Annotated in this window: 24 protein-coding genes; 14 read left to right on the top strand and 10 right to left on the bottom strand. The window is 62.9% G+C overall.

What is annotated here, in order from left to right; genetic code table 11:
• Positions 1-2 precede the first annotated feature (2 nt).
• The 7 genes from ABIB00_RS16375 to ABIB00_RS16405 all read right to left on the bottom strand — a co-directional run bounded on the left by ABIB00_RS16375 (position 3) and on the right by ABIB00_RS16405 (position 6,009).
• The gene (locus ABIB00_RS16375; protein WP_354046053.1) at positions 3-809 is read right to left on the bottom strand and encodes an ABC transporter ATP-binding protein; all 807 of its coding nucleotides are present in this window, start codon (positions 807-809) and stop codon (positions 3-5) included.
• The gene (locus tag ABIB00_RS16380; protein WP_354105053.1) at positions 788-1,543 is read right to left on the bottom strand and encodes an ABC transporter permease; all 756 of its coding nucleotides are present in this window, start codon (positions 1,541-1,543) and stop codon (positions 788-790) included. Before ABIB00_RS16380 ends, ABIB00_RS16375 begins: the two co-directional genes overlap by 22 nt.
• A gap of 2 nt (positions 1,544-1,545) precedes the next feature.
• Positions 1,546-2,511, bottom strand: coding sequence for an ABC transporter substrate-binding protein (locus tag ABIB00_RS16385; RefSeq protein ID WP_354105054.1), 966 nt, complete (start codon positions 2,509-2,511; stop codon positions 1,546-1,548).
• Between the two features lie 52 nt (positions 2,512-2,563).
• On the bottom strand, positions 2,564-3,271 hold the full coding sequence (locus ABIB00_RS16390) for a GntR family transcriptional regulator (RefSeq protein ID WP_354046047.1): 708 nt from the start codon (positions 3,269-3,271) through the stop codon (positions 2,564-2,566).
• 85 nt (positions 3,272-3,356) lie between these two features.
• Complete coding sequence (locus ABIB00_RS16395) at positions 3,357-4,196, bottom strand: N-acyl homoserine lactonase family protein (RefSeq protein WP_354046045.1); 840 nt, start codon at positions 4,194-4,196, stop codon at positions 3,357-3,359.
• Between the two features lie 21 nt (positions 4,197-4,217).
• On the bottom strand, positions 4,218-4,604 hold the full coding sequence (locus ABIB00_RS16400; protein WP_247348113.1) for a carboxymuconolactone decarboxylase family protein: 387 nt from the start codon (positions 4,602-4,604) through the stop codon (positions 4,218-4,220).
• A gap of 28 nt (positions 4,605-4,632) precedes the next feature.
• Positions 4,633-6,009 carry an MmgE/PrpD family protein gene (locus ABIB00_RS16405; protein ID WP_354046043.1) on the bottom strand — a complete coding sequence of 459 codons (1,377 nt, stop codon included), beginning with the start codon at positions 6,007-6,009 and terminating at the stop codon, positions 4,633-4,635.
• Positions 6,010-6,235: 226 nt separating this feature from the next.
• On the opposite strand from ABIB00_RS16405, the gene ABIB00_RS16410 reads away from it, so the two are divergent.
• The 12 genes from ABIB00_RS16410 (at position 6,236) to ABIB00_RS16465 (ending at position 18,309) form a co-directional block, all read left to right on the top strand.
• Positions 6,236-7,129, top strand: a complete 894-nt coding sequence (locus ABIB00_RS16410; protein WP_354046041.1) for an NAD(P)-dependent oxidoreductase — start codon at positions 6,236-6,238, stop codon at positions 7,127-7,129.
• 31 nt (positions 7,130-7,160) lie between these two features.
• Positions 7,161-8,555, top strand: coding sequence for an MmgE/PrpD family protein (locus tag ABIB00_RS16415; RefSeq protein ID WP_354105055.1), 1,395 nt, complete (start codon positions 7,161-7,163; stop codon positions 8,553-8,555).
• Between the two features lie 112 nt (positions 8,556-8,667).
• Complete coding sequence (locus tag ABIB00_RS16420) at positions 8,668-9,603, top strand: branched-chain amino acid ABC transporter permease (protein WP_247448286.1); 936 nt, start codon at positions 8,668-8,670, stop codon at positions 9,601-9,603.
• A gap of 2 nt (positions 9,604-9,605) precedes the next feature.
• Positions 9,606-11,378, top strand: coding sequence for a branched-chain amino acid ABC transporter ATP-binding protein/permease (locus ABIB00_RS16425; RefSeq protein ID WP_354105056.1), 1,773 nt, complete (start codon positions 9,606-9,608; stop codon positions 11,376-11,378).
• Positions 11,365-12,072, top strand: coding sequence for an ABC transporter ATP-binding protein (locus ABIB00_RS16430; protein WP_247348104.1), 708 nt, complete (start codon positions 11,365-11,367; stop codon positions 12,070-12,072). Before ABIB00_RS16425 ends, ABIB00_RS16430 begins: the two co-directional genes overlap by 14 nt.
• A 35-nt stretch (positions 12,073-12,107) precedes the next feature.
• Positions 12,108-13,358, top strand: coding sequence for an ABC transporter substrate-binding protein (locus tag ABIB00_RS16435; protein ID WP_354105057.1), 1,251 nt, complete (start codon positions 12,108-12,110; stop codon positions 13,356-13,358).
• Between the two features lie 35 nt (positions 13,359-13,393).
• Positions 13,394-14,629, top strand: coding sequence for an ABC transporter substrate-binding protein (locus tag ABIB00_RS16440; protein ID WP_247348100.1), 1,236 nt, complete (start codon positions 13,394-13,396; stop codon positions 14,627-14,629).
• Positions 14,630-14,643: 14 nt separating this feature from the next.
• Positions 14,644-15,024 (top strand): carboxymuconolactone decarboxylase family protein, encoded by a 381-nt coding sequence (locus ABIB00_RS16445; RefSeq protein WP_247348098.1) that lies wholly within the window; start codon positions 14,644-14,646, stop codon positions 15,022-15,024.
• Between the two features lie 15 nt (positions 15,025-15,039).
• Entirely contained in the window at positions 15,040-15,810 is a 771-nt protein-coding gene (locus tag ABIB00_RS16450) for an SDR family oxidoreductase (RefSeq protein WP_354105147.1), read from the top strand.
• Between the two features lie 24 nt (positions 15,811-15,834).
• On the top strand, positions 15,835-16,575 hold the full coding sequence (locus ABIB00_RS16455) for an SDR family oxidoreductase (protein WP_354105058.1): 741 nt from the start codon (positions 15,835-15,837) through the stop codon (positions 16,573-16,575).
• A gap of 21 nt (positions 16,576-16,596) precedes the next feature.
• Positions 16,597-17,310, top strand: coding sequence for a GntR family transcriptional regulator (locus tag ABIB00_RS16460; protein ID WP_354105059.1), 714 nt, complete (start codon positions 16,597-16,599; stop codon positions 17,308-17,310).
• 24 nt (positions 17,311-17,334) lie between these two features.
• Positions 17,335-18,309, top strand: a complete 975-nt coding sequence (locus tag ABIB00_RS16465; protein WP_247348090.1) for a tripartite tricarboxylate transporter substrate-binding protein — start codon at positions 17,335-17,337, stop codon at positions 18,307-18,309.
• A 305-nt stretch (positions 18,310-18,614) separates the two neighbouring features.
• Here ABIB00_RS16465 and ABIB00_RS16470 read toward each other — a convergent pair whose 3' ends face one another.
• Positions 18,615-19,211 (bottom strand): LysE family translocator, encoded by a 597-nt coding sequence (locus ABIB00_RS16470; protein WP_247348088.1) that lies wholly within the window; start codon positions 19,209-19,211, stop codon positions 18,615-18,617.
• Between the two features lie 59 nt (positions 19,212-19,270).
• On the opposite strand from ABIB00_RS16470, the gene ABIB00_RS16475 reads away from it, so the two are divergent.
• Both ABIB00_RS16475 and ABIB00_RS16480 read left to right on the top strand, forming a co-directional pair.
• A complete protein-coding gene (locus ABIB00_RS16475) occupies positions 19,271-20,176 on the top strand; it encodes a LysR family transcriptional regulator (RefSeq protein WP_502917828.1) in 906 nt (301 codons plus the stop codon).
• 2,411 nt (positions 20,177-22,587) lie between these two features.
• The gene (locus ABIB00_RS16480) at positions 22,588-23,205 is read left to right on the top strand and encodes a LabA-like NYN domain-containing protein (RefSeq protein ID WP_354105061.1); all 618 of its coding nucleotides are present in this window, start codon (positions 22,588-22,590) and stop codon (positions 23,203-23,205) included.
• 184 nt (positions 23,206-23,389) lie between these two features.
• Here ABIB00_RS16480 and ABIB00_RS16485 read toward each other — a convergent pair whose 3' ends face one another.
• Positions 23,390-23,602, bottom strand: coding sequence for a hypothetical protein (locus ABIB00_RS16485; RefSeq protein WP_354105062.1), 213 nt, complete (start codon positions 23,600-23,602; stop codon positions 23,390-23,392).
• A 1,098-nt stretch (positions 23,603-24,700) separates the two neighbouring features.
• Positions 24,701-25,402, bottom strand: coding sequence for a Crp/Fnr family transcriptional regulator (locus tag ABIB00_RS16490; protein WP_354105063.1), 702 nt, complete (start codon positions 25,400-25,402; stop codon positions 24,701-24,703).
• Between the last annotated feature and the right edge of the window lie 36 nt (positions 25,403-25,438).

Raw genomic sequence — 25,438 nt, forward strand, 5'->3', positions numbered from 1 at the left:
CCTCACGCCGATTTGCGGATGTGCCGCCAGATGCGGTCGCGCAGCGCGCCGAAAGCGTCGCCGCTCAGCATCTCGTAGGTGCGGGGCCGCGGCAGCTGGACCTGGAGATGGTCGACGATGCGGCCGGGCCGCGCCGACATCACGATCACCTCGTCGGCGAGATAGACGGCTTCGGTGAGGCTGTGCGTGACGAACACGACTGTCTTTCCGGTCGCCGCCCAGATACGCAGCAACTCGTCGCCCATGGTCATGCGCGTCTGCTCGTCGAGCGCGGCGAACGGCTCGTCCATCAGCAGCACCGGCGGGTCCTGCACCAGCCCGCGCGCGATCGAGACGCGCTGCTTCATGCCGCCTGAGAGCTCATGCGGATGGCGCTTTCCGAAGCCGTCGAGGCCAACCAGCTTGAGCGCATCCTGCGCCTTGGTGCGCCGTTCCGCCTTGGGCACGCCGCGCAGTGCCAACGGAAACTCGACATTGTCCTCTGCCGTCAGCCAGGGAAACAGGCTCGCCTCCTGGAACACCACGCCGACCCTGTCGGGGTCCGGCTCCGGGATCGGCGCGCCGCTGATGGTGATCGTGCCCGAGGTCTGCTGGCGCAGCCCAGCCATCATCATCAGAAGGGTGGACTTGCCGCAGCCGCTCGGACCGACCAGCACGACGAAGCGGCCGGGCTTGATCTCCAGCGAGACGTCCTCCAGCGCGACGACGTCCTGCGACCTGGTCTTGAACACCTGGCCGACATTCTTCACCTCGATCGCGCCGGCGCGCGCGGGAGGCTTCAACGGGGTCACGTTCGCCAATGGCTGCATCGCGTTTCCACCCATCTGACTAGTTCGTTGAAGGTCATGGCGATCGCGGCGACCATCACGACGCCGGCGAGGAGCTGCTTCATCTGGAAATTCTCACCCCAGGTCGCGATCTGGTGGCCGATGCCGTCGCGCGAGGCGTACATCTCGGCCAAAATCACGCCGGTCAGGTTGAAGATCATGGAGATCCGCAAGGCCTCCAGCAGCACCGGCAGCATGCTCGGCAGATAGACCCGGAACGCGGTCTGGATCGGCGTGGCGCCATAGGAGCGCGCCACCGTGAGATGCTCGACCTTGACCGACTCCACCGCCGTCGCGGTCGACATGATCACGATGAAGATCGTGGAGAAAAAGCCGAAACCGACCTTCTGCGCGAAGCCGACGCCGAACACCAGGATGAACATCGGCAGGAAGATCGACTTCGGAATGCTGAACGCGAAGAACAGCAGCGGCTTGGCCACGTCGGCAAAGTAGCGGTTCTCCGCGACCAGGAAGCCGATCACTGCGCCGAAGGGCACGGCGAGCGCGAACGCGGCCAGCACCTCGGTCGCGGTCACCATCAGATCCTTCTGCACGGCCGCGCGCTGCAGGAGATCGCCGAGCGTCGCGAACGTGTCGGACGCCGACGGCAGCAGGCGCGGATTGACGATGCCGGTGCGCGGCAGCACCTCCCACAGCGCCAGGATCGCGATGATGATCGCGATCCGCACCAGGTTGATGGCGAGCGTGCTCTGCATCGCTATTGCTTGGTCGGGATCGGCTTGAACTTGGTCGAGATCACGTCCTCGACCGGCACGATATCCTTGAGCCCGCCGAGCTTGGCGAGATCCAGCGACAGCTGCACGGCCGCGTTCACATTGACCGCGCCCATGTCGCCGCTGGTCTCGAGCTTCATGATCGTGTTTTCGTACTCGAGGCTCGCGATCTCCGGCGGCATTTCATAGAGCTCGGCGATCAGCTTGACCGTGACATCGCGATTGGCCCGCATGAACGCGACCGCGCCGTAGAGGGCGTTCACCGCCTTCTGCACCAGCTGCGGCTTTGCGTCGGCGAGCTTGTCGAGCACGATCCAGCCGGCGGTCAGGTTCGGCGGTACGGCGGTCGCATAGTCGAGGATGGCCCTGGCCTCGCCAGATTTCGAGATATGGAAGCTGAGCGGCGAATAGACCACGGCAGCCTCGACGTTGCCCGCGAGGAGGTTCGGCACGAGGCCGCCGCCGCCGACGGGAACGCGGGTGAAATCGATCTTCTTGTCCTGGATGGTCCACAGCGCGAGCAAATCGGAGCCGGATCCGGCCGCGGTGATCGCCACCTTCTTGCCGTTGAGGTCCTTGACGTCGATGGTCGACTTGGTCGGGACCATCAATTGCCAGCCGAAATTGCCCATCGCGGCATTGGCCACGATCCGTGACATCACCCCCTTCTTGCGCCCGGCGGAAACCAGCGAGGGCGGATCGAGGATGATGTCGGCTGCGCCCGCAGCCATTCCTTCGAACGTCTCCGCACCGCTGCGGTAGATGGTCAGCTCGGCCTGGATGCCTTCCTTCTCGAACAGCTTCTGCCGCACAGCGGTCTCGGCGATCGTCGTCGGCCAGTAGGTTTTCGTCGGCAGGCCAACACGAATGGTGTCGGCGGCGCTCGCAGGGCCGGCAAGAATTGCGGCGGCGACGAGCGACATAAGCGCGTGACGGCGATTGATCTTCATTGTTGGTTTCCTCCCGGTCTCTGTTTTTGTTTGCCGGATTTTCTCCGGATCGTCAGGGCGCGCGGCTTACCTCCGCAATGCGCGAGGCAGCGAGCTCGACAAAATCTTTGGTGGTGCCGAAGTGCTTTGACAATGCGCGAACTGCCGCATCCGCATCGCGCTTCACCACTGCAGCGACAATCGTCTTGTGTTCGGCTTCGACGTTGCGCGGTTTGCCACCGACCTCCCTGCGAATCGAAAGCCGGCGATAGCGCTCGCTCTGCTCATGCAGCACGTCGCGGAAGCCGAGCAGCCATGGCGAGCCGCACGCGTTGACCAGCGCGCGATGGAAGATCCGATGACGGATTACCCATTCCTCGTAGTGCACCGTCGGATCGTCGGGATAGTGATAAGGAACGGCCTTCAGATCCGCCCACGCCGATTTCACCGAGGCGAGCCAGGCCTCATCGCCGCGCTCGATCGAGCGGCGGAGCGCAAGCCCCTCGATATCGATCCGGGTCTGCGTCACGTCGGCGAGATCGGCAAGCGACACCGGACTCACGCGGAAGCCACGCTGGTCGGACGCCTGCACGAGCCCGTCGGCGACCAGACGCGATAGCGCCTCGCGCACGGCGGCGAGGCTCACGAAAAACTGCTTGGCGAGCCCGGCGATATGCAGTTTCTGCCCCGGCAGCAGCCGCGTCGCCAAAATATCGGCGCGCAAGCGCTCATGCAGCGCCGACGTCAGACTGCGCGGACCATCCCCGGGGCTTCCGGACATATGGAACTGAAGCGGACCCATGTTGGGATGATTGCAAGGCGGCGCGCGCGGGTCAATAGAAAATCGAAAATCGATTTTTTCTAGCCTAGGTTACGCCGCCGCCCCGCTGAACGCCCTGGGACTGAATGGCTTGGGATGGCGCCACATCGAGACGGACCGCAACGCCATCCAGATCCGGGCTTGGCGCGGGATAGAGCTTCATCACGAGCGGATCATGACCGGGAACGATGTGGGCCGCGTCGGACGCCGCGACCCGCAGCTTGTCAAAACCCACCAGCATGTCGCCGACGTGAAAAGCCGTCGTGAACGGACGCTCGCTCGTCATGTTCTCGTAGAAATGGCTGACGTCGGAGGCGAGCACGACAGGGCCGCGGCGTGTGTTGACGCGGACGAACTGGAGACCGGCGGAATGCCCGCCGGCCGCATGAACCGTCAGTCCGGGCGCAATCTCGGCGTCGCCATTGTAGAACAGCACCCGGCGCGCATAGTTCAGCCGCACGATCCCGCAGACATCCTCGACCTCGAAGGAATGCGACAGCCTCGGATATTGCATATAGCGCCCGGTGGCGAAGGCGAGTTCGCTCTCCTGAAGATGAAACCGCGCGTTCGGAAACCGGTCGAAATTGCCGGCGTGGTCGTAGTGCAGATGCGTGAGGATCACGTCCTTGACGTCGGCGACGTCGACATCGAACGCGCGAAGCGTCTCTACCGGGCAGCGCAGGAATGTTCGCCCGCGCTGCCTCGCAATTTCAGCGTTGAACCCGGTGTCGATGACGAAGGTGCGATCGCCTCCCCTCGCCAACCACATGAAATAGTCCATCGGCATCGGCCCGTCATGCGGGTCGCCGCCGATGAAGTGCTCGCTCCGTTGCGCATCGCGCGTTGCATAGTGGATGGCGAAGAGCTCGTATTCCGGATCAGCCATGACAACTCACATAGTCCGTGCTCAGGGTTTTGCATCGACCTCGTTGAAGGCCTCGCGCGCATTGCGGAAGGCGTCGATGCCGGCGGGAACGCCGCAATAGACGGCGACCTGCAGCAGGATCTCCTTGATCTCCTCCTTGGTCAGCCCGTTCTTTAGGGCGCCCTTCACATGCAGCTTCAGCTCGTGCGGGCGGTTCAGCGCGCCAAGCATTGCCAGATTGACGATCGAGCGCGTGCGCCGGTCGACGCCGGGCCGCGTCCACAACGCGCCCCAGCAGAACTCGGTCGACCATTCCGCCATCGTGCGCGTGAACTCGTCGGCCCCGGCAATCGACTTGTTGACGTAGTCCTCGCCGAGCACTTCCTTGCGAACTTTGAGGCCTTTTTCGAACAGTTCGGTCTTGCTCATGATCGTCCCTTTCAGGTCTTGAGAGATTCTAGTTGGAAGTTGTCTGGCGCGACGCCGACGGCGGTCGCAGCGATTGCAGGAGATTGCCGACGTTATCCGCCTTATCGAGCAGCCAGACTGCGTCGATAACGCGGTCCGCATCCCAGTCGCTCCGACCAGTGCGCACGCCTTCGCGCAGCTTTTCTTCAATGTCGCTATCTGCAAGCGGCGCGGCCTGGCTGCCGCGCGGCGTGATGACAGTCTCGGTGAGGACCTCGCCGGATGACAGACGCAAGATGACCCGCGCCGCGCCATCGGGCATCTCACTGTCGAGCTCCGCCCTCACCTTTTGTCGCAGCTGCGCGATATCGGGCCGGGCCACAGTTTCACGTGCAAATTCGACAACGCCGGCCGTGCCGAGCAGTAATCCGCAGGCAACGCAATGATGGATACTGACGCGCGCATCACGCTCGTTGTTGACAGGGCGATCGCCCCGCGCAAGCAGCAGCGCCGAGCCCTGCACCGTTACCGACTCGATCTGGTCGATCCGTCGGCCCATTTTCCCGCGCATAAGGAGGCATGCATCGATCACCGAATGGAACACGATGCCGGCCGGATAGGGCTTGTAGGTATTCTTCGCGATCTCCCAGGTCTTGCCGAGACCCTCGAGCAGGCGGGCGAGATCGGGCTCATCTCCCATGGTGCGCGCCCAGCCGAGCGGACCTTCGATCGCGCGCGGCGCGGCCTCATAACCCTGCTGCGCAAGCAATGCGGCGAACAATCCGTTGCGTGCCGCGTTGCCGACGCTGACGTTCTTGGCGGCGCTCGGCAGGTTCTCGACATTGCCGGCCGACTGGCTCGCCGCGAGTCCGATGGCGTTCGCAATCCCTTCCGCCGGCAGCCCCAATAGCTTCGCGCAAGCGGCGGCCGCGCCAAAAATCCCGCAGGTTGAGGTGATGTGCCAGCCGCGCGCGTAGTGGCGCGGCGACACCGAATTGCCGATGCGGCACTCGACATCCACGCCGAGGATGAAGGCCGTCAACACCTCCTGGCCCGACACCTTGCGCGTCTCCGCGAGCGCGAGCACGGGAGCGGCAACCGGCGCGGCCGGATGAATGATCGTCTCGGGATGCGTGTCGTCGAAGTCGAGCAGATTGGCCGAGATGGCATTGAGAAACGACGCGCATAACGCGTCAATCGGCTCCGAATGGCCGATCACCGTCGATGTCGCGGCGCCGCTGAACGGCGACAGCGTGCGCATCGCGGCCATCACGACGGGATCGCGTGCGGAGCCGAGCGTGGTCGCAAAGAAATTGAGGATCGATCGCCGCGCTTCGTGGCTTTGCGCCTCGACGTCCGCCCATGACGCGGACGCGACAAAATCGGCGAGCGTCTTGCTCACACTCGAAGTTGGGACTTGCGGCACGCGGGGCGTCTTCCTCGTTTTCCCGGACCTTATGCCGATCATCGGCAAACTGTCGACCCCAAATGTTATGCTTGACAGCTTGTCTGACAAACATAACAATCCGGCCCGCTGGCGCGGGATCCCGCTGCCACGACGACGGCGGCAGAAAAGGCCGACCGGCGAAAACGTTTGACCAGAATATCAAGAAGGCGCGCCCGTCACGGGATCGCGCGACAGGGAGTAGACGATGGCGGGAGAGATTCTCGGCGTGATCGGCACGGGCCGCATGGGCGACCCCATGGCGGGGCGATTGATCGACGCGGGCTATTCGCTCGTCATCTACGACACGCAAGTCGAGGCGACCCAGCCGCTGGTCAAGCGCGGCGCGCTACTCGCAAAGTCGCCAGCCGACGTCGCCTCGCGCGCCGATATCGTGCTCGCCAGTCTGCCGACACCCGACATCGTCAAGGCCGTCACGCTCGGACAGGACGGCATCAGCAGCGGCAATCGTGCGAAGATCGTGATTGATCTCTCGACCTCCGGTCCCGGCACGGCGAAGTTCGTCGCTGAAGGCCTCAAGGCCAAAGGAATGCAACTCGTCGATGCGCCCGTGAGCGGTGGCATCAAGGGCGCCGTCAACGGCACGCTGGCCGTGATGGTGTCGTGCCCGCAGGTAACCTACGAGACTGTGCAGCCAATCCTGAAGAATTTCGGCAAGCTGTTCTACACCGGCGACAAGCCCGGCGTGGCGCAGACGGCCAAGCTCGCCAACAATCTGATGGCGGCCGCGGCGCTGGTGATCACGTCGGAAGCAGTCGCGATGGGCGTCAAAGGCGGCGTCAACGCAAAGGTGCTGATCGACATCATCAATGCCAGCAGCGGCCGCAACAGCGCCTCCGAAGACAAATTCCCCCGCGCGGTGCTGCCCGGCACCTTCGATTTCGGCTTCACCACCGGCCTCTCCTACAAGGATGTCCGGCTGTGCGTGGACGAGGCCGAGGCCATGGGTGTGCCGATGGTCTGCGGCGCGGTGGTGCGGCAGATGCTCGCGATCACCAACGCCAAATACGGCGCGTCGTCCGATTTCACCTCGATCGCCAAGGTGCTCGAGGAGTGGGCCGGCGTCGAGATGCGCGGCTGATCGCGCAAAACCCTCGGGGAGAGCGACTGCGATGACGATCGGCCCGACCGTATCAGGCAAGATATCGCTCGCGCGCCAGATGGCGCGGAGCGTGCTTGCGCTCGACCTCGGAGATTTCGGGTCCGAAGTCGTCGCCAAGGCGAAGATTTGCCTGCTCGACTTCTTGTCCTGCGCCTTCGAGGCGGGCCATCATCCCTGGAGCCGTCAGGCTGTTTCAGTCGCGAATGCCGGTGGCAGCGCGACGATCGTCGGACGACCGCAACCCTCCTCGCCGGCCGACGCAGCCTTCGCCAATGCCGTGATGGGACATGGTCTCGTCCGTGAAGACATGCATGCGGCCAGCATCGCGCACCACGGCGTCGTGATCTGGCCGACCCTTCTCGCGCTGTCGGAACAGACGCCGCTGCACGGGGGCCGACTGCTGACAGCTGCCATCATCGGGTACGAGACCGGTGCGCGGATCGGCCGCGCGCTCGTCAGCTCAGATCTCGCGCGCTTGTATCGGCCGACCGGGCTGGTTGCACCGATCGGCGCGGCGCTGGCGGGAAGTTTCGCGCTTGGCCTTTCCGAAGACGCCGCGACCAGCGCCATCGCGATCGCGGCCAATACGTCGAGCGGACTGAACGAGTGGCCACATGCCGGCGGCTCGGACATGTATTTTCATCCGGGCTTCGCCGCCAGTAACGCAATTAAGGCGATTGGCCTTGCCGCAGCCGGCGCTTTCGGCTCGGAAACGATTCTCGAAGGTGAAGCCGGCTTGTTCGCCGCATATCGCCGCCAGGCCGCGCCCGACAGCGTCGCGCTATTCCCGAATGGCGAGAGCGAGATCATGGCCGTTTACAACAAGCCGGTCCCGGCCTGCAATTTCGCGCAGACCGCCGCACAGGCGGCGCTTCGCGTGTCGCGCGAGCTCGCCGGCGCCGACGAGATCGACCGCGTCGTCATTCGCGCGCCCGATGCCGCCGTTCGCTATCCCGGCTGCGACTCCACAGGGCCCTACCGCAACGCGCTTCAGGCCAAGATGAGCATTCCGTTCAGCGTCGCCGCGACGCTGGCGCGGGGCGAGATCGCGGAAGAGAATTATGCCGGGCTCGATGATGCCGACATCATCCGCCTGGTTTCGGTCACGGACCTCAAGGCCGATGCCGGCTTCACCGCTGCCTTCCCCGGCAAGCAGGGCGCGGATGTGACCGTGCATCTGCGCGGCGGCCGGACGATCCGGCACGCGTTGCCCGATGTCATTGCCGCCACACCCTCCGATATTCGCGCGCGTTTTCGCGCCGCCGCCAACCGCGCCCTCGGCGAGGACCGCGCACACCGGCTGGAGCAACTCATCGACGACTGCGAACAGCTCGGCAATGCCGGTGCCATCGCAGCACAGTGCCGTCTGGACGCACCGGAACGGATTTTACGATCGGCATCATAAGAAGTGCCGGAGAGTACGGGGGAAACATGGTCGACTTGGAGACCAGTCTATTAGCACCATCGGCGCATGATCGTCAGCAGGCCGGCGCAGGCGCCGCGCGGAGGCTGGGTTGATGGAGGGATTCTTTCAAGCGCTCGCCGCAGGCCTTCTGATCGGTGCCGTCTACGGCCTGATGTGCGTCGGGCTCGGCCTGATCTTCGGCGTCATGCGCGTCATTAACTTCGCCCACGGCGATTTCATGATGCTCGGCATGTATACCGCCTTCTATCTCTTCACCGCCGCCGGGATCCAGACGCTGTTCGGCAACACCGTCGGGCCGTTCGTCGCGATCCTGCTCGCCGGGCCCGTGCTTGCCGTATTCGGCTATTTCGTGCATCTGGCGCTGATCTCGCACGTCTCAGGCACGCGCACCGCCTCGCTCGAGGGCGAAGGCCATTACGCCCAGCTCATCCTCACGCTCGGCATCGCGCTGATCCTGCAGAACGGCGGCCTCATCGTGTTCGGATCCGTGCTGGCCTCGATCCGCACGCCGCTGTCGAGCACGGCCTGGGAGCTCGGCCCTTACTTTGATATGAGCATCTTCCTCAACAAGGCGCGCAGCATCGACGCGATCGTTTCGCTGGCGATCATGACGCTGCTCTCGCTATTGATCGCGCGCACGCGGATCGGCAAGTCACTCCGTGCCGCCGCCGACAATCCGACCGCCGCGACCTATATGGGCATCGACGTCGACCGCGCGCACCGCACCGCCTTTGCGCTCGGCTGCGGCATCACGGCGATCGCCGGCGGCCTGCTCGCAACCAACTATCCGTTCCACCCCTTCGTCGGCCTCGAATACGTCATCGTCATGTATGCCGGTGTCGTGCTCGGCGGCATGGGCAGCATCATCGGCGCCTTCTGGGGCGGGATGACGATCGGCCTGGTGCAGCAGATGTCGACGCTCATCCTGCCGACGCAATTGCAGAATGCTGCGATCTTCGCCGTCTTTCTCCTTATCATCTTCTTTCGCCCGCAAGGCTTCTTCGGGCGCATGGTCGAGAGGACGTGACCATGCTCCGGATGCGCTCCTTCCTTCCTCCCCTGCTGTTCACGATCGCCTATGCCGTGGTCTCGCTCGGCGTCACGAACTCCTATTACCAGCTCATCCTGACCCTGGTGCCGGTGTGGGCGGTATTCGGGCTGTCCTGGAACCTGCTCAGCGGCTACACCGGACTGATCTCGTTCGGCCACGCCGCCTTCTTCGGGATCGGCGCCTATGCCACCGCGCTCGGGCAGATCTATTTCGATATTTCGCCGTGGCTGCTGATTCCGGTCGCCGCCATGCTCGGCGGCATCGCCGGGCTCCTGATCGGATTTCCGACCTTCCGCCTGCAGGGCCACTATTTCGCCCTGGCGATGCTCGCCTACCCGCTCGCCATTCTCTACGTGTTCGAGTGGCTCGGATTCCAGGAGGTGACGCTCCCGATCAAGCGTGACGCTCCGATCGCCTATATGCAGTTCGCCGACCCTCGCCTCTACACGTTGCTGGGGCTCGCGATCATGCTTGCCACGATCGTGCTGACGCAGGTGATCGAGCGCTCGCGCTTCGGCATGGCGCTGCTCGCGATCAAGCAGAACGAGGCTGCGGCCGAAGCGGCCGGAATCGATACGCTGGCCTGGAAGCTCCGCGCGATCACGCTGAGCGGCGCAATCGCGGCTGCTATCGGCGGGTTCTACGCGCAGGTGCTGCTGGTCGTGACCCCGGCCTCGGTGTTCGGCATGCTGGTGTCCGCGCAGGCGCTCACGGTCGTGATGTTCGGCGGCGTCGGCACGGTCTGGGGTCCGGTCATCGGGTCGGTCATTCTGATCCCGCTCGCCGAAATCCTGCACGCGGAGGCCGGTGCGCGCATCCCCGGCATCCAGGGCGTCATCTTCGGCCTTGCCATTGTCTGCGTGATCCTGTTGGCACCGGAAGGCCTCTTTTGGAAACTGCGCGATCTCTTGCGCAAACGGGATGCGTCCAAAGCAACGGTCAACGACGCTCCGGAAGCGACCGCCGCCAACGTGACGACACTGAAGGCCGGCTCGCAACAGCGCGCCGCGACCGGCGAGGTCGTGCTTGAGGTTCGCAACCTCTCGCGCTCTTTCGGTGGCCTCAAGGCCGTGCAGGATGTCAGCTTCAAGCTGCACAAGAACGAGATCCTCGGCATCATCGGCCCCAATGGTGCCGGCAAGACCACGCTGTTCAATCTCCTCAACGGCTTCCTGAAGCCGAACCAGGGCGAGGTTCTGATCGACGGCCGCAACGTGTCCGGCCAGCGGCCGCACACAATCTGCGAGGCCGGCGTCGGCCGCACCTTCCAGGTCATGCGGCCGTTCCTGCGCATGTCGATCCTCGACAATGTCGTGGTGGGCGCCTATGTGCGTGCGCGCTCCGACGGGGAGGCACGCAAGCTTGCCGCCGACGCGGTTGCCCGCGTGGGGCTTTCTGCGGTGGCCGATCGTGTCGCCGGTGAACTTTCGACCAAGGAGCTGCGGCTGATGGAGCTTGCGCGCGCGATTGCCGGCCAGCCACGCATCCTGCTGCTCGACGAGACGCTGGCCGGCCTCGGTCACGGCGAGGCGGACGAGGTCGTCGCCGTGATCCAGCAGCTTGCACGCGACGGCATGACCATCGCCATCATCGAGCACACCATGCAGGCGATGGTCCGGCTGGTCGACAGATTTCTCGTGCTCGACCACGGCGCCGTCATCACCGAGGGCCTGCCGGAGGTGGTGACGCGCGATAGCCGCGTGATCGAGGCCTATCTCGGCAAAAAGTGGGCGGCCCATGCTGCGAATTGAGGGATTGAGCGCGGGCTACTCCGCAAAACCCGTCCTGAACGACGTGTCGATCAATGTCGGTGCAGGTCAGTTCGTTGCGATCGTCGGGCCCAACGGCGCCGGCAAGACCACGCTGTTCAAGACAATTTCCGGTATCGTGAAGCCAAGCGGCGGGGCTATCTCATTCGACGGCGTCGATCTGCTCGCGGTGCCGCCGCCACAGCGCGCCCATCTCGGCATCGCCCATGTTCCCGAGGGCCGCCAGGTCTTCCCGTCGCTGACCGTGATGGAGAATCTGGAAATGGGCGCGATGACAGAGAGCGGCCGGCGCGACTGGCAGGCCAATATCGAGCGCATTTTCGAATGGCTGCCGGTGCTGAAGGAACGCCGCAATCAGTTTGCGGGCACGATGTCCGGCGGCCAGCAGCAGATGCTCGCGATCGGCCGCGGTCTCGCCTCCTCGCCAAAACTCCTGATGCTGGACGAGCCCTCAATGGGGCTCGCGCCATCGACTGCGGACTTCATCTTCGAGCGCCTGATCGAGATCCGGCGTCAGTCCGGGCTGACCATGCTGCTGGTCGAGCAGCGCGTCGCGGAAGCGCTTGAGTCAGCAGATCACGGCTACGTCCTCGAAGCCGGACACGTCGTGCTCGAAGGCAACAACGACACGCTGCGCGCCGACGACCGCGTACGCAAAGCCTATCTCGGCATGTGACAAACAAGAAAACAAAGACCAGGGAGAAAACAAAAATGAACAAGACATCGAAGGGCAGGACATCGAAAGGATTGACGCGTCGGACCGTACTGTCGGGCGCCGCCGCCGTCGGCCTCGCCGGCGTGGCACGCGCGCAGACGCCGGCAGAGGTCAAGGTGGGACTGATCGTGCCGCTGTCGGGCATCTACACCCGCCCCGGCCAGGTGATGAAGATGGGCGCCGAGATGGGCATCGAGCACATCAACGCGCAGGGCGGCATCAAGGCGCTCGGCGGTGCCAAGCTGAAGCTTGTCGTGATCGATTGCGGCGACACCACCGAGAAGGCCAAGAACGCGGCGCAGCGCATGGTGGCGCAGGAGCCCGATCTCGTCGCCGCCACCGGCGCCTATCTCTCGTCCTTCACGCTCGCCGTGACCGAGGTGACCGAGCGCGCCGAACTGCCGGTGCTGACGCTGTCCTATTCGGACCTGCTGACCGACCGCGGCTTCAAGTACATCTTCCAGACCGCCGCGACCGCAAGCCGCCAGTCCGAGCTCGGCCTGCCGACGCTGATCAAGCTCGCCGAGAATGCATCGGGCAAGAAGCCGAAGACCGTGGCGATGCTGATGGACAACACCGCGACCTCCGTCGCCACCGCCAAGGCGCTGAAGGAAAAGCTGTTCGCGCAGGAAGGTCTCCAGCTCGTCGTCGAGGAAGTCTGGACGCCGCCATTGTCGGATGCGACCCCGCTGATCCAGAAAGTTCGCTCTGCAAAGCCGGACCTGCTGCTGTTCATGCCGAACGCCGTCTCCGACGCCAAGCTCGGTCTGGAGAAGATCAGCGAGTTCGGCCTCGGCCAGGGCAAAATTCCGACGGTGTCGTTCAGTATCACCATTGCCGAGCCCGACATGCTCCAGAGCGTGAGTCCGGAGACCGTGCAGGGCATCATGACCATCGTCGCCAACTGGGGATCGAAGGGTCACGAGGCGCTGATCGCGGAGCTCAAGGCCAAGTACAAGGAGCCCTGGATGACGCAGAACGTCATCTCGACCTATGGCGACATGTGGCTGATGAAGGAGGCGCTGGAGAAAGCCGGCAAGGCCGACCGCAACTCGGTCGCGCAGGCCTTCCGCACCCTGGATGCCGGTCCCTCGAAATACTATCCAGGCGGTCAACTCAAATTCGACGAGAAGGGCCGTCGCGTCGGCGCCGGCGTCGTCATCGTGCAATGGCAATCGGGCGTGCCTGTCACCGTTTATCCGCCCGAACTCGCGCAGTCGCAGCCGTTCTGGCCGAAGAAATCCTAACAGCGTCGCGCGTTTTTTCAGGGAGGAGAATTGTCATGACCACGAAGAGCAAGATCACGATCACGCGGCGAACGCTGCTGGCGGGCGCATCCGGTACGCTGATCGCATCCCGCGCCTGGGCGCAACAACCTGCGGAAGTGAAGGTCGGCCTGCTGGTGCCGATCTCCGGGCTTTATGCCCGGCCGGGAACGGTGATGCGTGAAGGCGCCGAGATGGCGGTCGATCACATCAACGCGCAAGGCGGCGTCAAGGCACTCGGCGGCGCCAAGCTGAAGCTCGTCGTGCTCGATTCCGGCGACACCACGGAAAAGGCCAAGAACGCCGCCCAGCGCATGGTTGCGCAGGAGACCGATCTGGTCGCGGCCAGCGGCGCGTATTTGTCCTCGTTCACGCTCGCGGTCACGGAGGTGACCGAGCGCGCCAGCCTGCCCGTCCTCACCCTCTCCTACTCCGACCTCATCACCGAGCGCGGATTCAAATACGTATTCCAGACCGCAGCCACCGCAGGTTCGCAGGCGCGGCAAGCGTTGCCCCAGATCATCAAGCTGGCGGAGACGGCCTCCGGTAAGCGTCCGAAGACGGTCGCGATCCTCACCGACAACACGGGGGCCTCGATCGCCTCCGCAAAGGCGATGCGCGAGGGCCTTCTGGCGGAGAACCAGTTGCAGCTGATCGTCGACGAGACGTTCACGCCGCCGCTGGCGGATGCGACGTCGCTTGTGCAGAAGATCCGTTCGGCCAAGCCGGACCTGCTGTTCTTCCTGCCCACGGTGATCTCGGACGCAAAACTGCTGCTCGAGAAGATGAACGAGTTCGGTCTCGGCCAGGGCAAGATTCCGACCATCTCGTTCGGCATCGCGATCGCCGAGCCGGACATGCTGCAAACCGTCAGCCCCGAACTGCTTCAGGGCGTACTGACCTGCGTCGCAAGCTGGGGCGCCAAGGGCCACGAGGCACTGATCGCCGAATTGAAGACCCGCTACAAGGAGCCGTGGATGACGCAGAACGCGATCTCCACCTACGGCGACATGTGGGTGATCAAGGACGCGCTCGAGAAAGCCGGTAAGGCCGATCGCGTCGCCGTCGGTGAAGCATTGCGCACCATGGATGCCGGCCCCTCGAAATACTATCCGCTGGGCGAGATCAAGTTCGACGAGAAGGGCCGCCGCGTCGGCGCCGGCATGACCATCGTGCAGTGGCAGGCAGGCGTGCCGGTGACGGTATTCCCTCCAGCGCTCGCACTGGCACAGCCGTTCTGGCCGAAAAACTGACAACGGAGAACAACATGGACAAGGCGACTTACGACCGCGGCCTCGAAATCCGCAAGAGCGTGCTCGGCAACGAGTTCGTCGACAAGGCTATCGCATCCGCGGACGATTTCAACCGCCCGATGCAGGATCTCACCACCGAATATTGCTGGGGCTATGTCTGGGGGCGCGAAGGGCTGGAGCGGAAGACCCGCAGCTTTCTCAATCTCGCAATGCTGTGCGCGCTCAACCGGCCGCATGAGCTGAAGACTCACGTGCGCGGTGCGCTCGCCAACGGCGCAACGCGCGAGGAAATCCGCGAGGTCTTCATGCAGGTTGCGATCTATTGCGGCGTGCCGGCCGGCGTGGATGCATTCCGAAACGCGAAGGACGTCTTCGCCGAACTCGACAACAAATAGCGAAGCGTGGCTACGATGAAGGGCAAATGGGCACTCGTGACTGGTGCGACTGCGGGCCTCGGACTGGCCGTCGCGGAAGGCCTGGCCGGCGCGGGTGCCAACATCGTCCTTCACGATCTCGTCGCGCCGAAGCAGGCCGCGGATGACCTTCGCGCCCGCTTCGGTGTCGAAATCATCGCGGCCGGCGTCGATCTCTCCCAACGCGAGGCGATCGAGGCCATGATGGCGGACCTGCTCGACCGCTGCGGCGCCATCGATATCCTCGTCAACAACGCCGTTATCAGGCATTTCTCCGCGATCGAGCAGTTTCCGCCCGATCGATGGGAGCAAGCGCTGGCCGTGAACCTGTCTGCGCCGTTCCATCTGATCCGCCTGGCGCTGCCGGCGATGAAGCAGCGCGGCTGGGGCCGCATCATCAACATGGGCTCGATCTATTCGAGCCGCGCAGTCGAGGACCGCATCGACTACGTCACCACCAAGACGGCGATTTTGGGCATGACCCGCGCCGTCGCCATTGAGACAGCACGCAGCGGCATCACCTGCAACACGCTCTGCCCCGGCACGCTGCCGACGCCCGCCATCCTGAACAAGCTCGCGGCGATTGCATCGGACAGTGACCGATCGGTAGACGACGTGACCCGTGAGTATCTCGGCGAGCGCCAGCCCACGCAGCGCTTCGTCGAAATGGATGCGGTCGCCGCCATGGTCGTCTTTCTCTGTGGAACCGCCGCAAACGACATTACCGGAGCCAGCCTGCCGATCGACGGCGGCTGGTCGGTCGCATGAGAGCATTGGAATGGGAGTGTTGTTATGACTGAACATTCGGGTCAGACCGTCGTGCTGACAGGCGCCGCCGGCGGCATCGGACGCGCCATCACCAAGGCGCTCTTGGAAAGCGGCCGCCGCGTCGTGCTGGTCGATCGCGACGCCAAGGCGCTTCAGGAGCTGGCGGCGACGGCCGGCAATGCGGTGTTTCCGATCCAGCTCGACATCAGCGACGCAAAGGCGGTGGATGGCCTGCCCGATGCCATTCCCGGTCATTTCAAACCGGTCGATGTCCTCATCAACAACGCCGGCCACGATATCGGCGGACGGACACGCTTCGACATTGGTTCCGCGGACGACTGGTCCAACATCATCCAGACCAACCTGATCGGCCTGATGCGCGTCACGCGCGCGATCCTCCCCGGCATGGTCCAGCGCAATGCCGGCCATGTCGTCAATATCAGCTCGATCAACGCGGTCCGGATCGTGCCTGACATGGCCGCCTACAGCACCAGCAAGGCGGGCGTGCACATGTTCACCGAGACCCTCCGGGGCGAGCTGGCGGAAACTGCGATCAGGGTCACCGAGCTCCAGCCCGGCCTGACCCGGACCAACATCATCCTGACCCGCTACCGCGGCGATCAGCAGAAGGAAAAGGACTATTTCGACCAGTTCAGGATGGCGCTCGAGCCGGCCGACATCGCCCGTTCCATCGTCTTTGCCCTCGACCAGCCCCCGCACGTTCAAATTGCCGAAATGATGATTCTGCCTGTAAACCGGTTTTGAGCCCTCAAACCAAGGCCAGTCATGGACAGACGCACGGAACTGCAGTCGCTTCGCATCGAGGACGTCCCGACCGTCCGGGCGATGGTCGCGCAAAAGCTGCGCGGGGCGATCATGTCCGGAACGCTCAAGCCGGGCCAGCGGCTGGTCGAGCGCGAGCTCTGCGAGATGATGGGCGTCAGCCGTCCCTCGATCCGCGAAGCGCTGCGCGCCCTCGAGGCCGACGGGCTCGTCAATACCGTCCCGCATCGCGGCCCCGTGGTCTCGACGATCAGCCTGGAGGAGGCCCGGCAGCTCTACACGGCACGCGCGGTCCTCGAAGGCTTCGCCGGCCGCGAATGCGCCAGGCTTCACGATCCCGAAGTGGCGCGCCGGATCGGGGACGCCCTGACGCGGCTGAAGGCCGCCGCCGCCAAGCAGGATCTGGTCGGGTGCCTCGAAGCCAAGACCGACTTCTACGGCGCGCTGATCGGCGGCTGCCGCAATGCCTTCATCGAGCGCATGCTCAAGCCGCTCCACGACCGGATCCAGCTGTTGCGGATCACATCGATGTCGCAACCGAAACGGATCAACAAGAGCCTGCGCGAGGTGACAGCGATCTGGCGTGCCATCCAAAACGGCGATGCGGACCTCGCCGAACGTTGCTGCGTCGATCACATCAACGCGGCCGCGGTGGCCGCGCTCGACATGATCGAAAAATCGTCGGCGGCCAAGGAGGCGGCGCCTTCCGACGACTAAAAAAATGCCGCCAGGGGGTGTTCGATGACGTATCTCGTACGATCGCTGATCCTGTTTTTCCTGCTCTGCCCGTGTGGCGCGGCGATCGCAGACGACTACCCCACCCGCCCGGTCACGATGATCGTGCCCTTCTCCGCCGGCGGCCCCGGCGACGTCATCGCGCGGATCCTCGGCAACGCCATGAGCGCGACGCTGAAGCAGTCGATGGTCATCGAGAATGTCGTCGGCGCCGGCGGCACGCTCGGCACCAACCGCGTCGCCAAAGCCGCGCCTGACGGCTACACGCTGCTGTTGATGCATGTAGGCCAGGCCACGGCACCCTCCCTCTATGCCAAGCTGCCGTTCGACCCCGTCGGCGACTTCGCCACGATCGGGCTTGTCACCGACGTGCCGATGATCCTGGTGGCCCGGCCGAATTTTCCGGCCAAGGATCTCGGCGAGATGATCGCGCGCATCCGCAGCGAAGGCGACAAGATGACTTTCGGCAATGTCGGTCTCGGCTCGGCCTCGCAGCTCTGCGGCCTGATGTTCATGAACACCACCGACACAAAGCTTACGCCGATCTACTACAAGGGCGGCGGACCGGCGCTGAACGACGTCATCGCTGGCCACATCGACGTCTATTGCGATCCCGCGACCGGTCCGACGCCGTATATCCAGTCGAACACGATCAAGGGCTACGCGATCACAAGCAAGAAACGCGTCGGGACGCTGCCTGACGTGCCGACCTCGGCCGAAGCCGGTGTTCCCGAGTTCGACGTCACGACCTGGTACGGCCTCTACGCGCCGCGCGGCACGCCGAAGCCGGTGATCGACCGTCTCGTGAGCGCGCTGCAGACAGCCCTGAAGGATCCTGCCCTGATCAGCCGCTTTGCCGAACTCAGCATGGCTCCGGTCGAGCCCGAGCGCGCGACGCCGGAGGCGCTCGAGGCTTTCCTGAAGGCCGAGATCGGCAAATGGGGACGGATCATCAAGGCCGCGGGAATCGAACCACAGTAGATCCCACCATCAAAGGCTCGAAGCGAGGCCTTCAGGTAACACTCGACTGGCGATGATCCGCGTCGCGTACCGTCCGGATCGACCACTCTCTTGGGATTAAGAGGCAGTACCTCTTGGATGAACAAGGGGTACAACGACCGCATGAAATGCGGGTCCGTCCTTGGCGCATCCGAACCGCAGTTTCTGACGCGGGTTGGGATGCCCATCATTGCCATGTGCTTCTCAGGATTATCGCTGAATACCAGCAACTCCTTGGGGAAGGCCCCGTCATTGGGAGAAGGCAGAGCGACCAGCGGCCCCAATCATTAGAGCCACATCGGAACGATCGAAATGACGAGCAAAACCCCTAAAAGGACATTGAGGACGCGCCACTGCATCTCCGTTTCGAGCAGGCGAGCGAGCAGCAATCCGGCGGCGCACCAGAGCGAGAGAGACAGGATTGCGGCGATACCAAATGCGCACCCGAGCAGCGCACCGAGTTGAAACGGGTTGCCCGCAAGCGCAGCAAAGGAAGCTGCGGCCCCCAGCGTCATCGCCCAGCCTTTCGGGTTGTGCCATAGCAACCACACCCCGCCGAGGAAGCTGGTCGGTTTCGCGAGATTAGCTTGGAGATGGGGAGGTCCGCTGCGACCGATCTTCCAGGCAAGCCACAAGAGATAGAGCGAGCCGATCGCCTTCATAGCGAGTTGCAAGGACGGTAGCGCCAGCAAAACGCTCCCCAAGCCCGCAGCGGCCGAGGCCGCCATTGAAGCAAGGCCCACCGCGATGCCGGCCATGAGCGGTATGGAGCGACGATAACCGAAATGAGCGCCCGAGGCTGTGGCTAGGGTCGTTGCGCCTCCTGGCGTGATCGTCGAAACGATAACGAAGAGAATAAGCGGTAAGAACTCGGCGGAAGACACTCTCTGCCCCTGTTTATTGAAGCGAGAATTTACCGCGCCGCAATCCATTATGGAAACGCATGCTGTGCATGGAACGCATTACGATCCAAAATACAAGGATGCGTCGTAATCTCGATATGGGGCTTCTGCGGACCTTCGTAGCCGTCGCCGATCATGCCAGCATGACGGCGGCCGGAAATGCGCTGCACCTGTCTCAAAGCGCCGTCAGTCAGCAGATCTCCCGATTAGAGGATTTGTCTGGCGCTCTCTTTACGCGTGATCGCCGACGCATTCGGCTCACCGCCACAGGAGAGCGGCTGCTGGGGAAAGTCCGTCGTCTGCTGGTCCTGAATGACGAGCTTTGGTCAGACATGACTACCGACGCGATGAGCGGGCAAGTTCGCCTGGGCGCTCCCTACGATCTCGCCGGCACGTGGCTCGCTCCAATCTTGAAAAGCTACACTGAGAACTATCCGTTGGTGGACATCATGCTCGTTTGCGCCGCGTCTCCTGATCTTCTGGCGAGCACCCTGGATGGGACGATTGATGTTGCCCTTATCGAAGAACCGCTCGGGCCGTCCCGCGGCGAGTGCCTGATCGTCGATCGCTTGGTGTGGGTTGGTGCAAAGTCCGGCTCGGCACATTTGAAAACGCCGTTTCCTGTTTCGATGGTCGCCGAAACATGCGGATTCCGGCCTGCGGTCCTTCGAGCGCTAAGTGAGCACGGCGTGGCATGGCGCACTGTGTTTGAGAGCGGGAGCATCGATGCCAGCACGGCTACCGTTCGCTCAGACTTGGCGATCACGGCTTTGCTCACCTCGACCGTGCCGGCCGACCTCGAGATCGTACCTACAGAAGCGGGCCTGCCTGAGTTGCCTCCGTTTGCGATCAATCTGCATATGCCTAACGGCCACGCGCCGCCAGCCGCCACCGAACTTGCGCGGCACATCCGTGAAAGCTTGATACGACATCTGCCGGGAACGTAAGCGCCGTCTTCAGCCTCGTTTATCATGGGATAGGACGAGATGAGGATCATTATAGTATGGCTGGCAACGCTCGGCTTGAGCTGCGGCGACAATAGGCTGCATCTCGCATCAGTACCGGTTGCGACCAAATTGGAAGCTGCCGTTCGTTAAGGAAGCCTCGGGCTGTTGGAAGACAGTCTGGTCCATAGAAGCAAGATGATGCGAGTTATCTGGCTTCCGGATCATGCAATTGTGGTGCGACCGCGCGCACCAACTCGGCGACAAGCATCACTGCTGGGTCCATGTCGGTGCGATGGTGCCGGACAAGATGGAGCGAGACTAGCGTCCGATCTCAAAGATAGACTTCGCGTTTCGTTGAACAGTGCTTAGGCGGCGGGATTCTGCAGCTGTCGATCCCGCACGCGACGTCAACGCGAGCGGTCGGAAGCTTGCAACGCGGACAGCGTTCATAGGCTCAATTCGTATCTTGATAAGTCGAACGAACGTTCAACGCGCGAGGATTTTCATCTGCCTTCGACCAAAACGAAACCAGCACAGAATTTCCAAATGCGAGGCAAACGGAATTTCCAAATGCGCCGGAAAATCCTCCTTCAGCAAGGCCATTCCTCCAACAAAATCAGCATGTTGGATCTGGCTGGCGACCCAGTGCTGATCGCACCTGTCTCTAGGTCATTTCCCGGCAAACAGGGAATTTTGCGGGGAATTTGATCGTTTCGGCTTCGCAACTGCCGCTGGCGAAAGAAAAACCGGCCTGTTTGCAGGGCGTTATCGCGAATACCCTATGCCACGTATCAGCGAAATTTGAGCAGATATCAGCGAACTTCCGGGGATGAGCAGCGAATTTGTATCCTGCGACGCCGGAGACAGCGAGCACCACGCCTGCCTGGTTATTCTGCCTGGTTATTCTGAAAAGAGAGACTCGGGCGCCGGCAAAAAAGAAGGCTCTCCGGGCAGCTCGATTATCTGCTTCCAAGTCGAGGTCGTGACACCGAACAGAACGCAGCCTGACTGGCTTGTGCTATCGCCAAAGGCCGGGCCCCAGTTTTGGTTTGCTGTTAAGCCGAGAGAACTCACCTCGTCATGGCGGCGGCGGGATCAGCCGGGTGGAATGGCGCATCAGCGGCGTCACGGCCGGCGTGGACACACAGGTGTCCGCGCCGACAGGCCAGCCGACACGGCTCAGCCGCGGCCCGCTGCTCGATGCCGGCGACAACGCGATCGAGGCGTGGCCTAAACGCCGCGAACCTGCTCGCGTCGCTCCCCGCGCGATTGTACGTCGCCTCGCAACTGGTCGCACCGCCCGGCGCCCCGACCCAGCCGCCGCTGGGCGACCAGCCGCCGGTTCGACCAGGCCGTGGCTGTTTCGTCTTGGTGGCCGGCGTTAACGACTATGCCGATCCCCGCATCCAGCTGTCCTACGCGGCATCGGATGCAAAGGACGTCGCACGCGCCTTCCGGGGCCAGCGGCAAGACAGACCCGGGTCCTGCAGGACGACGTCACGCCGGTGGCGGCGGCAAAGCCCAAATACGAACTGTCGCAGACCGCGCAGCTCCAGGTTTAGCCGAACGCGGGCGGAACCGTCGTGCGAAGCCTCTCCACAAAGACGGTGGTCACGGTGATCGAGAGCAAAAATGGGTGAGTCGCTGATTGCAACCGATCGCAAGCCGCTCGGCTACATCGCCACGAGGGACCTCGCTCCATCCAGTAGAAGCGTCAGTTGAAGGCATCACTCCGATCGGAGCACGCGACGCGGTGTAAGCAAGCGCCGAACTTTGATCCCTATCGCCTTCCAACATTGACCCCACACGTGATGAGCAATGGCCCAAGAAATTAGGCAGTGTTGGCCGGGGTGAACCTTCAGCCCCGATCGGGGTCAAACCGTGCGGCGAATAACACGCAGAATGGCTGCAAGGATTCGGTCGGGCGTTCGGCTCCAGTATCTCGGCTTTCAAGTCGACGATTAGGCCGGCGGGGAAATTCGATTCCGATACGGAGCGGTCAACAGCAATTGGAAAACCGCCCTTGCTGCCATGTACTGCGCAGCAGGCCTGCTCCGCTCGCTTCCAGTCAGAACAGAAATCCCTGACCGGTCTATAACGGACCATCGCCAGGCGCGGCCGCGCCTATAAATGGAAAGATCAAAGAGAGGAAAATCGCCAGCGATCATGGCGGGAACACCCTCAAACAGGCACATGGAAATAGACAGGATACATTACAAATCTGACAGAACAACTTTCGGCTAATGTCAGAGTTCCAAGACTGCGTGCTTCTCGAAAATAGTTGAAGCTTAAAGCTTGGCGCTACTCGACGATCTCCGGTAGCGATTTATATAGAATGCGACCGATAATCGGCGTCGCGGATCCGGGATGCTTGCAGGACCCGAACTTGCCCCACCGAAAGCGTGAACTAAATGTCACCTTCCTCTACCGACAAGATCGCGCTCTTCATCGACGGAGCCAATCTCTACGCGACGGCGAAAACTCTGGGCTTCGACATCGATTACAAGCGCCTGCTGAAGGAATTTCAGAGCCGCGGGACACTGACGCGGGCGTTCTACTACACCGCGATCATTGAGGATCAGGAATACTCCTCGATCCGCCCCCTGATCGACTGGCTGGACTACAACGGCTACACGGTCGTGACCAAAGCGACCAAGGAGTTCATCGACGCCTCCGGCCGCCGTAAGGTCAAGGGCAACATGGACATCGAGCTCGCCGTGGACGCCATGGAGCTCGCCGAGCACATCGACCAGATGGTGCTGTTCTCGGGTGACGGCGACTTCCGCTCCCTGGTCGAGGCCGTTCAGCGCCGCGGCGTGCGGGTCACCGTGATTTCCACGATCGCCAGCCAGCCGCCGATGATCGCCGACGAGCTGCGCCGCCAGGCCGACGTCTTCACCGACCTCGTCGAACTGCAGGCCAAGCTCGGCCGCGATCCGTCAGAGCGCCCCGCCCCGCGTGACCGTGAAGCGCGTGGACACATGCCAAAATTCTTGCAAGAGCCGAAAAGGAACGACCCTGCCGGCTAGACAGTTAAGGACCGCCCGCATCGGCGAATCTGGGCGGACGGACTTCAATAGAAGAGCATCACCGACATCCACGCCGCCAGCGACGCGCAGAGACCAATTCCAAGATAAGGCAATGCAAGGCGCATCGGGTTTCTCCTCCGAGACGCGAAATATGCCTTAGCTTCACATGTCGGCCGCCCAATGACTACGAATCTCCGGTTGTGCCGCCGCCGCTGCCGGGCGGCGACTTGCTGGTGCACTCGGAAGCAGGCGCATGCTCGACCCGGGCACCGGTTTGCTGCTGGTGAACCTGCTCCTCGGCGTACAAGAGCACCTTGCGCCGCGTATTCTGATCGGTCAGCTTCTGAAAAGCCCTCATCAACCGCAGCATTTGAAGATCTTCGGTGCCGTTCGCCATGGCAAAATCTCGCTAAAAAGGTGGCATCTCCAATGGGAAAGTTATGCAACGGTTCACCCGGCGGAGGAACGTGGAACTTCGTCGAAGGTTAAGGTCTGCTGGCCATAGCCGCCGATGGCTGGCGGAGCGGCTCCGATCCACCTCTCCAAGACACCCGGCCGGGGGCCGTCTCTCCGGCAAGAGCTGTTCTCATGACATGCGTCACCAACGCGACGACCCCGGATTGGTCTGCGAGAACAATTCCGCGCCTGCCCCTGTGGCGACGCCGGTGCGCGTCAAGGGCGGAATGCCGCGTATGCCCAATGGCTTTGTTTAAGGTCGAGATCGACAAGGTCCGCTGGCGGGTCCGGGTATGAATTCGTGCCGGCGATCGCCTTGAGCGCAACGTAAGGGCAGCCAAATCATGACCGAAAAGAAAAGCGCGAAGAAGTGTAAGGCGTCCGCAAGGGAGAGCGCGTCAATCCTCCGTCCGCAAGCAACGGCGTTCGATACGGTTGCTATCTATCGCCCTTCCCTCAAGTTGCGTTCCTGCAATGCAAAATCCCAATTCGGTTTTGGTCTTGTTAGGGTTAGGGATCGCCTTGCCCGGTGTTTGGCTTTCTGGGGCCGCTGAGCGTGTGGTGATCATAGGCGCCTCGCTACCGCTTTCCATCTGGCGTCGATCGGATTAGCAATGGGCCCCGCGCGTCGGGGTCCGCACCTAACCGCAGCGCGGGGCCTTATGGCCGCCGGCATCGCTCGACAGCCGGATCATGTTGCACACAGCTTCTTAACCGGCCAGTTCAAAATGCGGGCTTGGAAAAGGGTCGTAGGATCTGCGCGATGTCGTACTGGTGGAGGGCCTGCCGACGGCTAGTCCCGGCGGCGCCCTGAGCCGGAGCCGCTAGGCAGACCTAGGTCGAGCGTTGAGACGCACCAAGGCGCCTCTGGCGACCGCCGTCGGCTCGCCCAAGGTGCTCTGACCAGCCGCGGCCGCTTGGATCAACTGTTCCGCGATGTACTTACGGCTCTCGTGATCGCCGCCACGCGGAAGTTCTCGGCACACCTCCTCCAAAATGAGGTCCATGTTCGCACGCAACCGAGAGCTTATTTCGCCCATCAAAATGCCGCATCCACGGATGAGCACAACATGAAAGTTCCTGGAGGGTTAAAGCCGGCGGACGTGTGCGCCGACGGACAAACGCCGTCTGCGCGGAGACCCTGAAGGACGCGATTGACGTGCACGATCCTTAGCCCAAGCGCCTCGGCCAATTCAGGTTGCGTAACAGGAAACTCAAACTCGTCATCGCCGACGAGTCCGACCGCCGCCAAGCGCTCGCGCATTTCGGCGAGAAGATGCGCCATACGGGCCGGTGCTTGGCGCACTGCCACGTTGACGATCCACTCACGGAAGATTGCGGCGTCGATCAGGGTTTCGCACCAGAAAGCGCGCGCGACTGCGGGCCGCTGCTCGATCAGTGCCGAAAGAGCGGAATGGTCGACGAAGCCCAGTGTCGCCGCGGATATTGTCGCGAGATCATGATCCATAACCCTGAGAAAAAGGCTCTGTAAGTCCGGAATGTCTCCCGGGATGTGGAAGGACAGGATCTGACGCTTGCCGCTCTCGGCAATCTTAGACCGGCAGAGGAAACCACTTAGGACCAAACAGCTACGTTTGGGGCAATCACCTTCACGAACGACGCAAGTGTCGGCTGTAAGCTGCTTTACATCGACGGGCAGCGTCTTGACTGCGGCGGCGTCCTCGTCGGACAGCCGAGTGTTCGCACGCAATCGTCGGATCAGGATTTCTGTGGGATGCATGATGAGTCTCCTGATGGCCGAGGGCAAGACCATCCG

This window comes from Bradyrhizobium sp. LB14.3 (genome assembly GCF_040547985.1).
Classification (GTDB): domain Bacteria; phylum Pseudomonadota; class Alphaproteobacteria; order Rhizobiales; family Xanthobacteraceae; genus Bradyrhizobium.

Coding starts and splice junctions, on each gene's coding strand:
- ABIB00_RS16375 (WP_354046053.1), bottom strand. CDS start 809: ATGCAGCCATTGGCGAACGTGACCCCGTTGAAGCCTCCCGCGCGCGCC.
- ABIB00_RS16380 (WP_354105053.1), bottom strand. CDS start 1,543: ATGCAGAGCACGCTCGCCATCAACCTGGTGCGGATCGCGATCATCATC.
- ABIB00_RS16385 (WP_354105054.1), bottom strand. CDS start 2,511: ATGAAGATCAATCGCCGTCACGCGCTTATGTCGCTCGTCGCCGCCGCA.
- ABIB00_RS16390 (WP_354046047.1), bottom strand. CDS start 3,271: ATGTCCGGAAGCCCCGGGGATGGTCCGCGCAGTCTGACGTCGGCGCTG.
- ABIB00_RS16395 (WP_354046045.1), bottom strand. CDS start 4,196: ATGGCTGATCCGGAATACGAGCTCTTCGCCATCCACTATGCAACGCGC.
- ABIB00_RS16400 (WP_247348113.1), bottom strand. CDS start 4,604: ATGAGCAAGACCGAACTGTTCGAAAAAGGCCTCAAAGTTCGCAAGGAA.
- ABIB00_RS16410 (WP_354046041.1), top strand. CDS start 6,236: ATGGCGGGAGAGATTCTCGGCGTGATCGGCACGGGCCGCATGGGCGAC.
- ABIB00_RS16415 (WP_354105055.1), top strand. CDS start 7,161: ATGACGATCGGCCCGACCGTATCAGGCAAGATATCGCTCGCGCGCCAG.
- ABIB00_RS16420 (WP_247448286.1), top strand. CDS start 8,668: ATGGAGGGATTCTTTCAAGCGCTCGCCGCAGGCCTTCTGATCGGTGCC.
- ABIB00_RS16425 (WP_354105056.1), top strand. CDS start 9,606: ATGCTCCGGATGCGCTCCTTCCTTCCTCCCCTGCTGTTCACGATCGCC.
- ABIB00_RS16430 (WP_247348104.1), top strand. CDS start 11,365: ATGCTGCGAATTGAGGGATTGAGCGCGGGCTACTCCGCAAAACCCGTC.
- ABIB00_RS16435 (WP_354105057.1), top strand. CDS start 12,108: ATGAACAAGACATCGAAGGGCAGGACATCGAAAGGATTGACGCGTCGG.
- ABIB00_RS16440 (WP_247348100.1), top strand. CDS start 13,394: ATGACCACGAAGAGCAAGATCACGATCACGCGGCGAACGCTGCTGGCG.
- ABIB00_RS16445 (WP_247348098.1), top strand. CDS start 14,644: ATGGACAAGGCGACTTACGACCGCGGCCTCGAAATCCGCAAGAGCGTG.
- ABIB00_RS16450 (WP_354105147.1), top strand. CDS start 15,040: ATGAAGGGCAAATGGGCACTCGTGACTGGTGCGACTGCGGGCCTCGGA.
- ABIB00_RS16455 (WP_354105058.1), top strand. CDS start 15,835: ATGACTGAACATTCGGGTCAGACCGTCGTGCTGACAGGCGCCGCCGGC.
- ABIB00_RS16460 (WP_354105059.1), top strand. CDS start 16,597: ATGGACAGACGCACGGAACTGCAGTCGCTTCGCATCGAGGACGTCCCG.
- ABIB00_RS16465 (WP_247348090.1), top strand. CDS start 17,335: ATGACGTATCTCGTACGATCGCTGATCCTGTTTTTCCTGCTCTGCCCG.
- ABIB00_RS16475 (WP_502917828.1), top strand. CDS start 19,271: ATGCTGTGCATGGAACGCATTACGATCCAAAATACAAGGATGCGTCGT.
- ABIB00_RS16480 (WP_354105061.1), top strand. CDS start 22,588: ATGTCACCTTCCTCTACCGACAAGATCGCGCTCTTCATCGACGGAGCC.
- ABIB00_RS16485 (WP_354105062.1), bottom strand. CDS start 23,602: ATGGCGAACGGCACCGAAGATCTTCAAATGCTGCGGTTGATGAGGGCT.
- ABIB00_RS16490 (WP_354105063.1), bottom strand. CDS start 25,402: ATGCATCCCACAGAAATCCTGATCCGACGATTGCGTGCGAACACTCGG.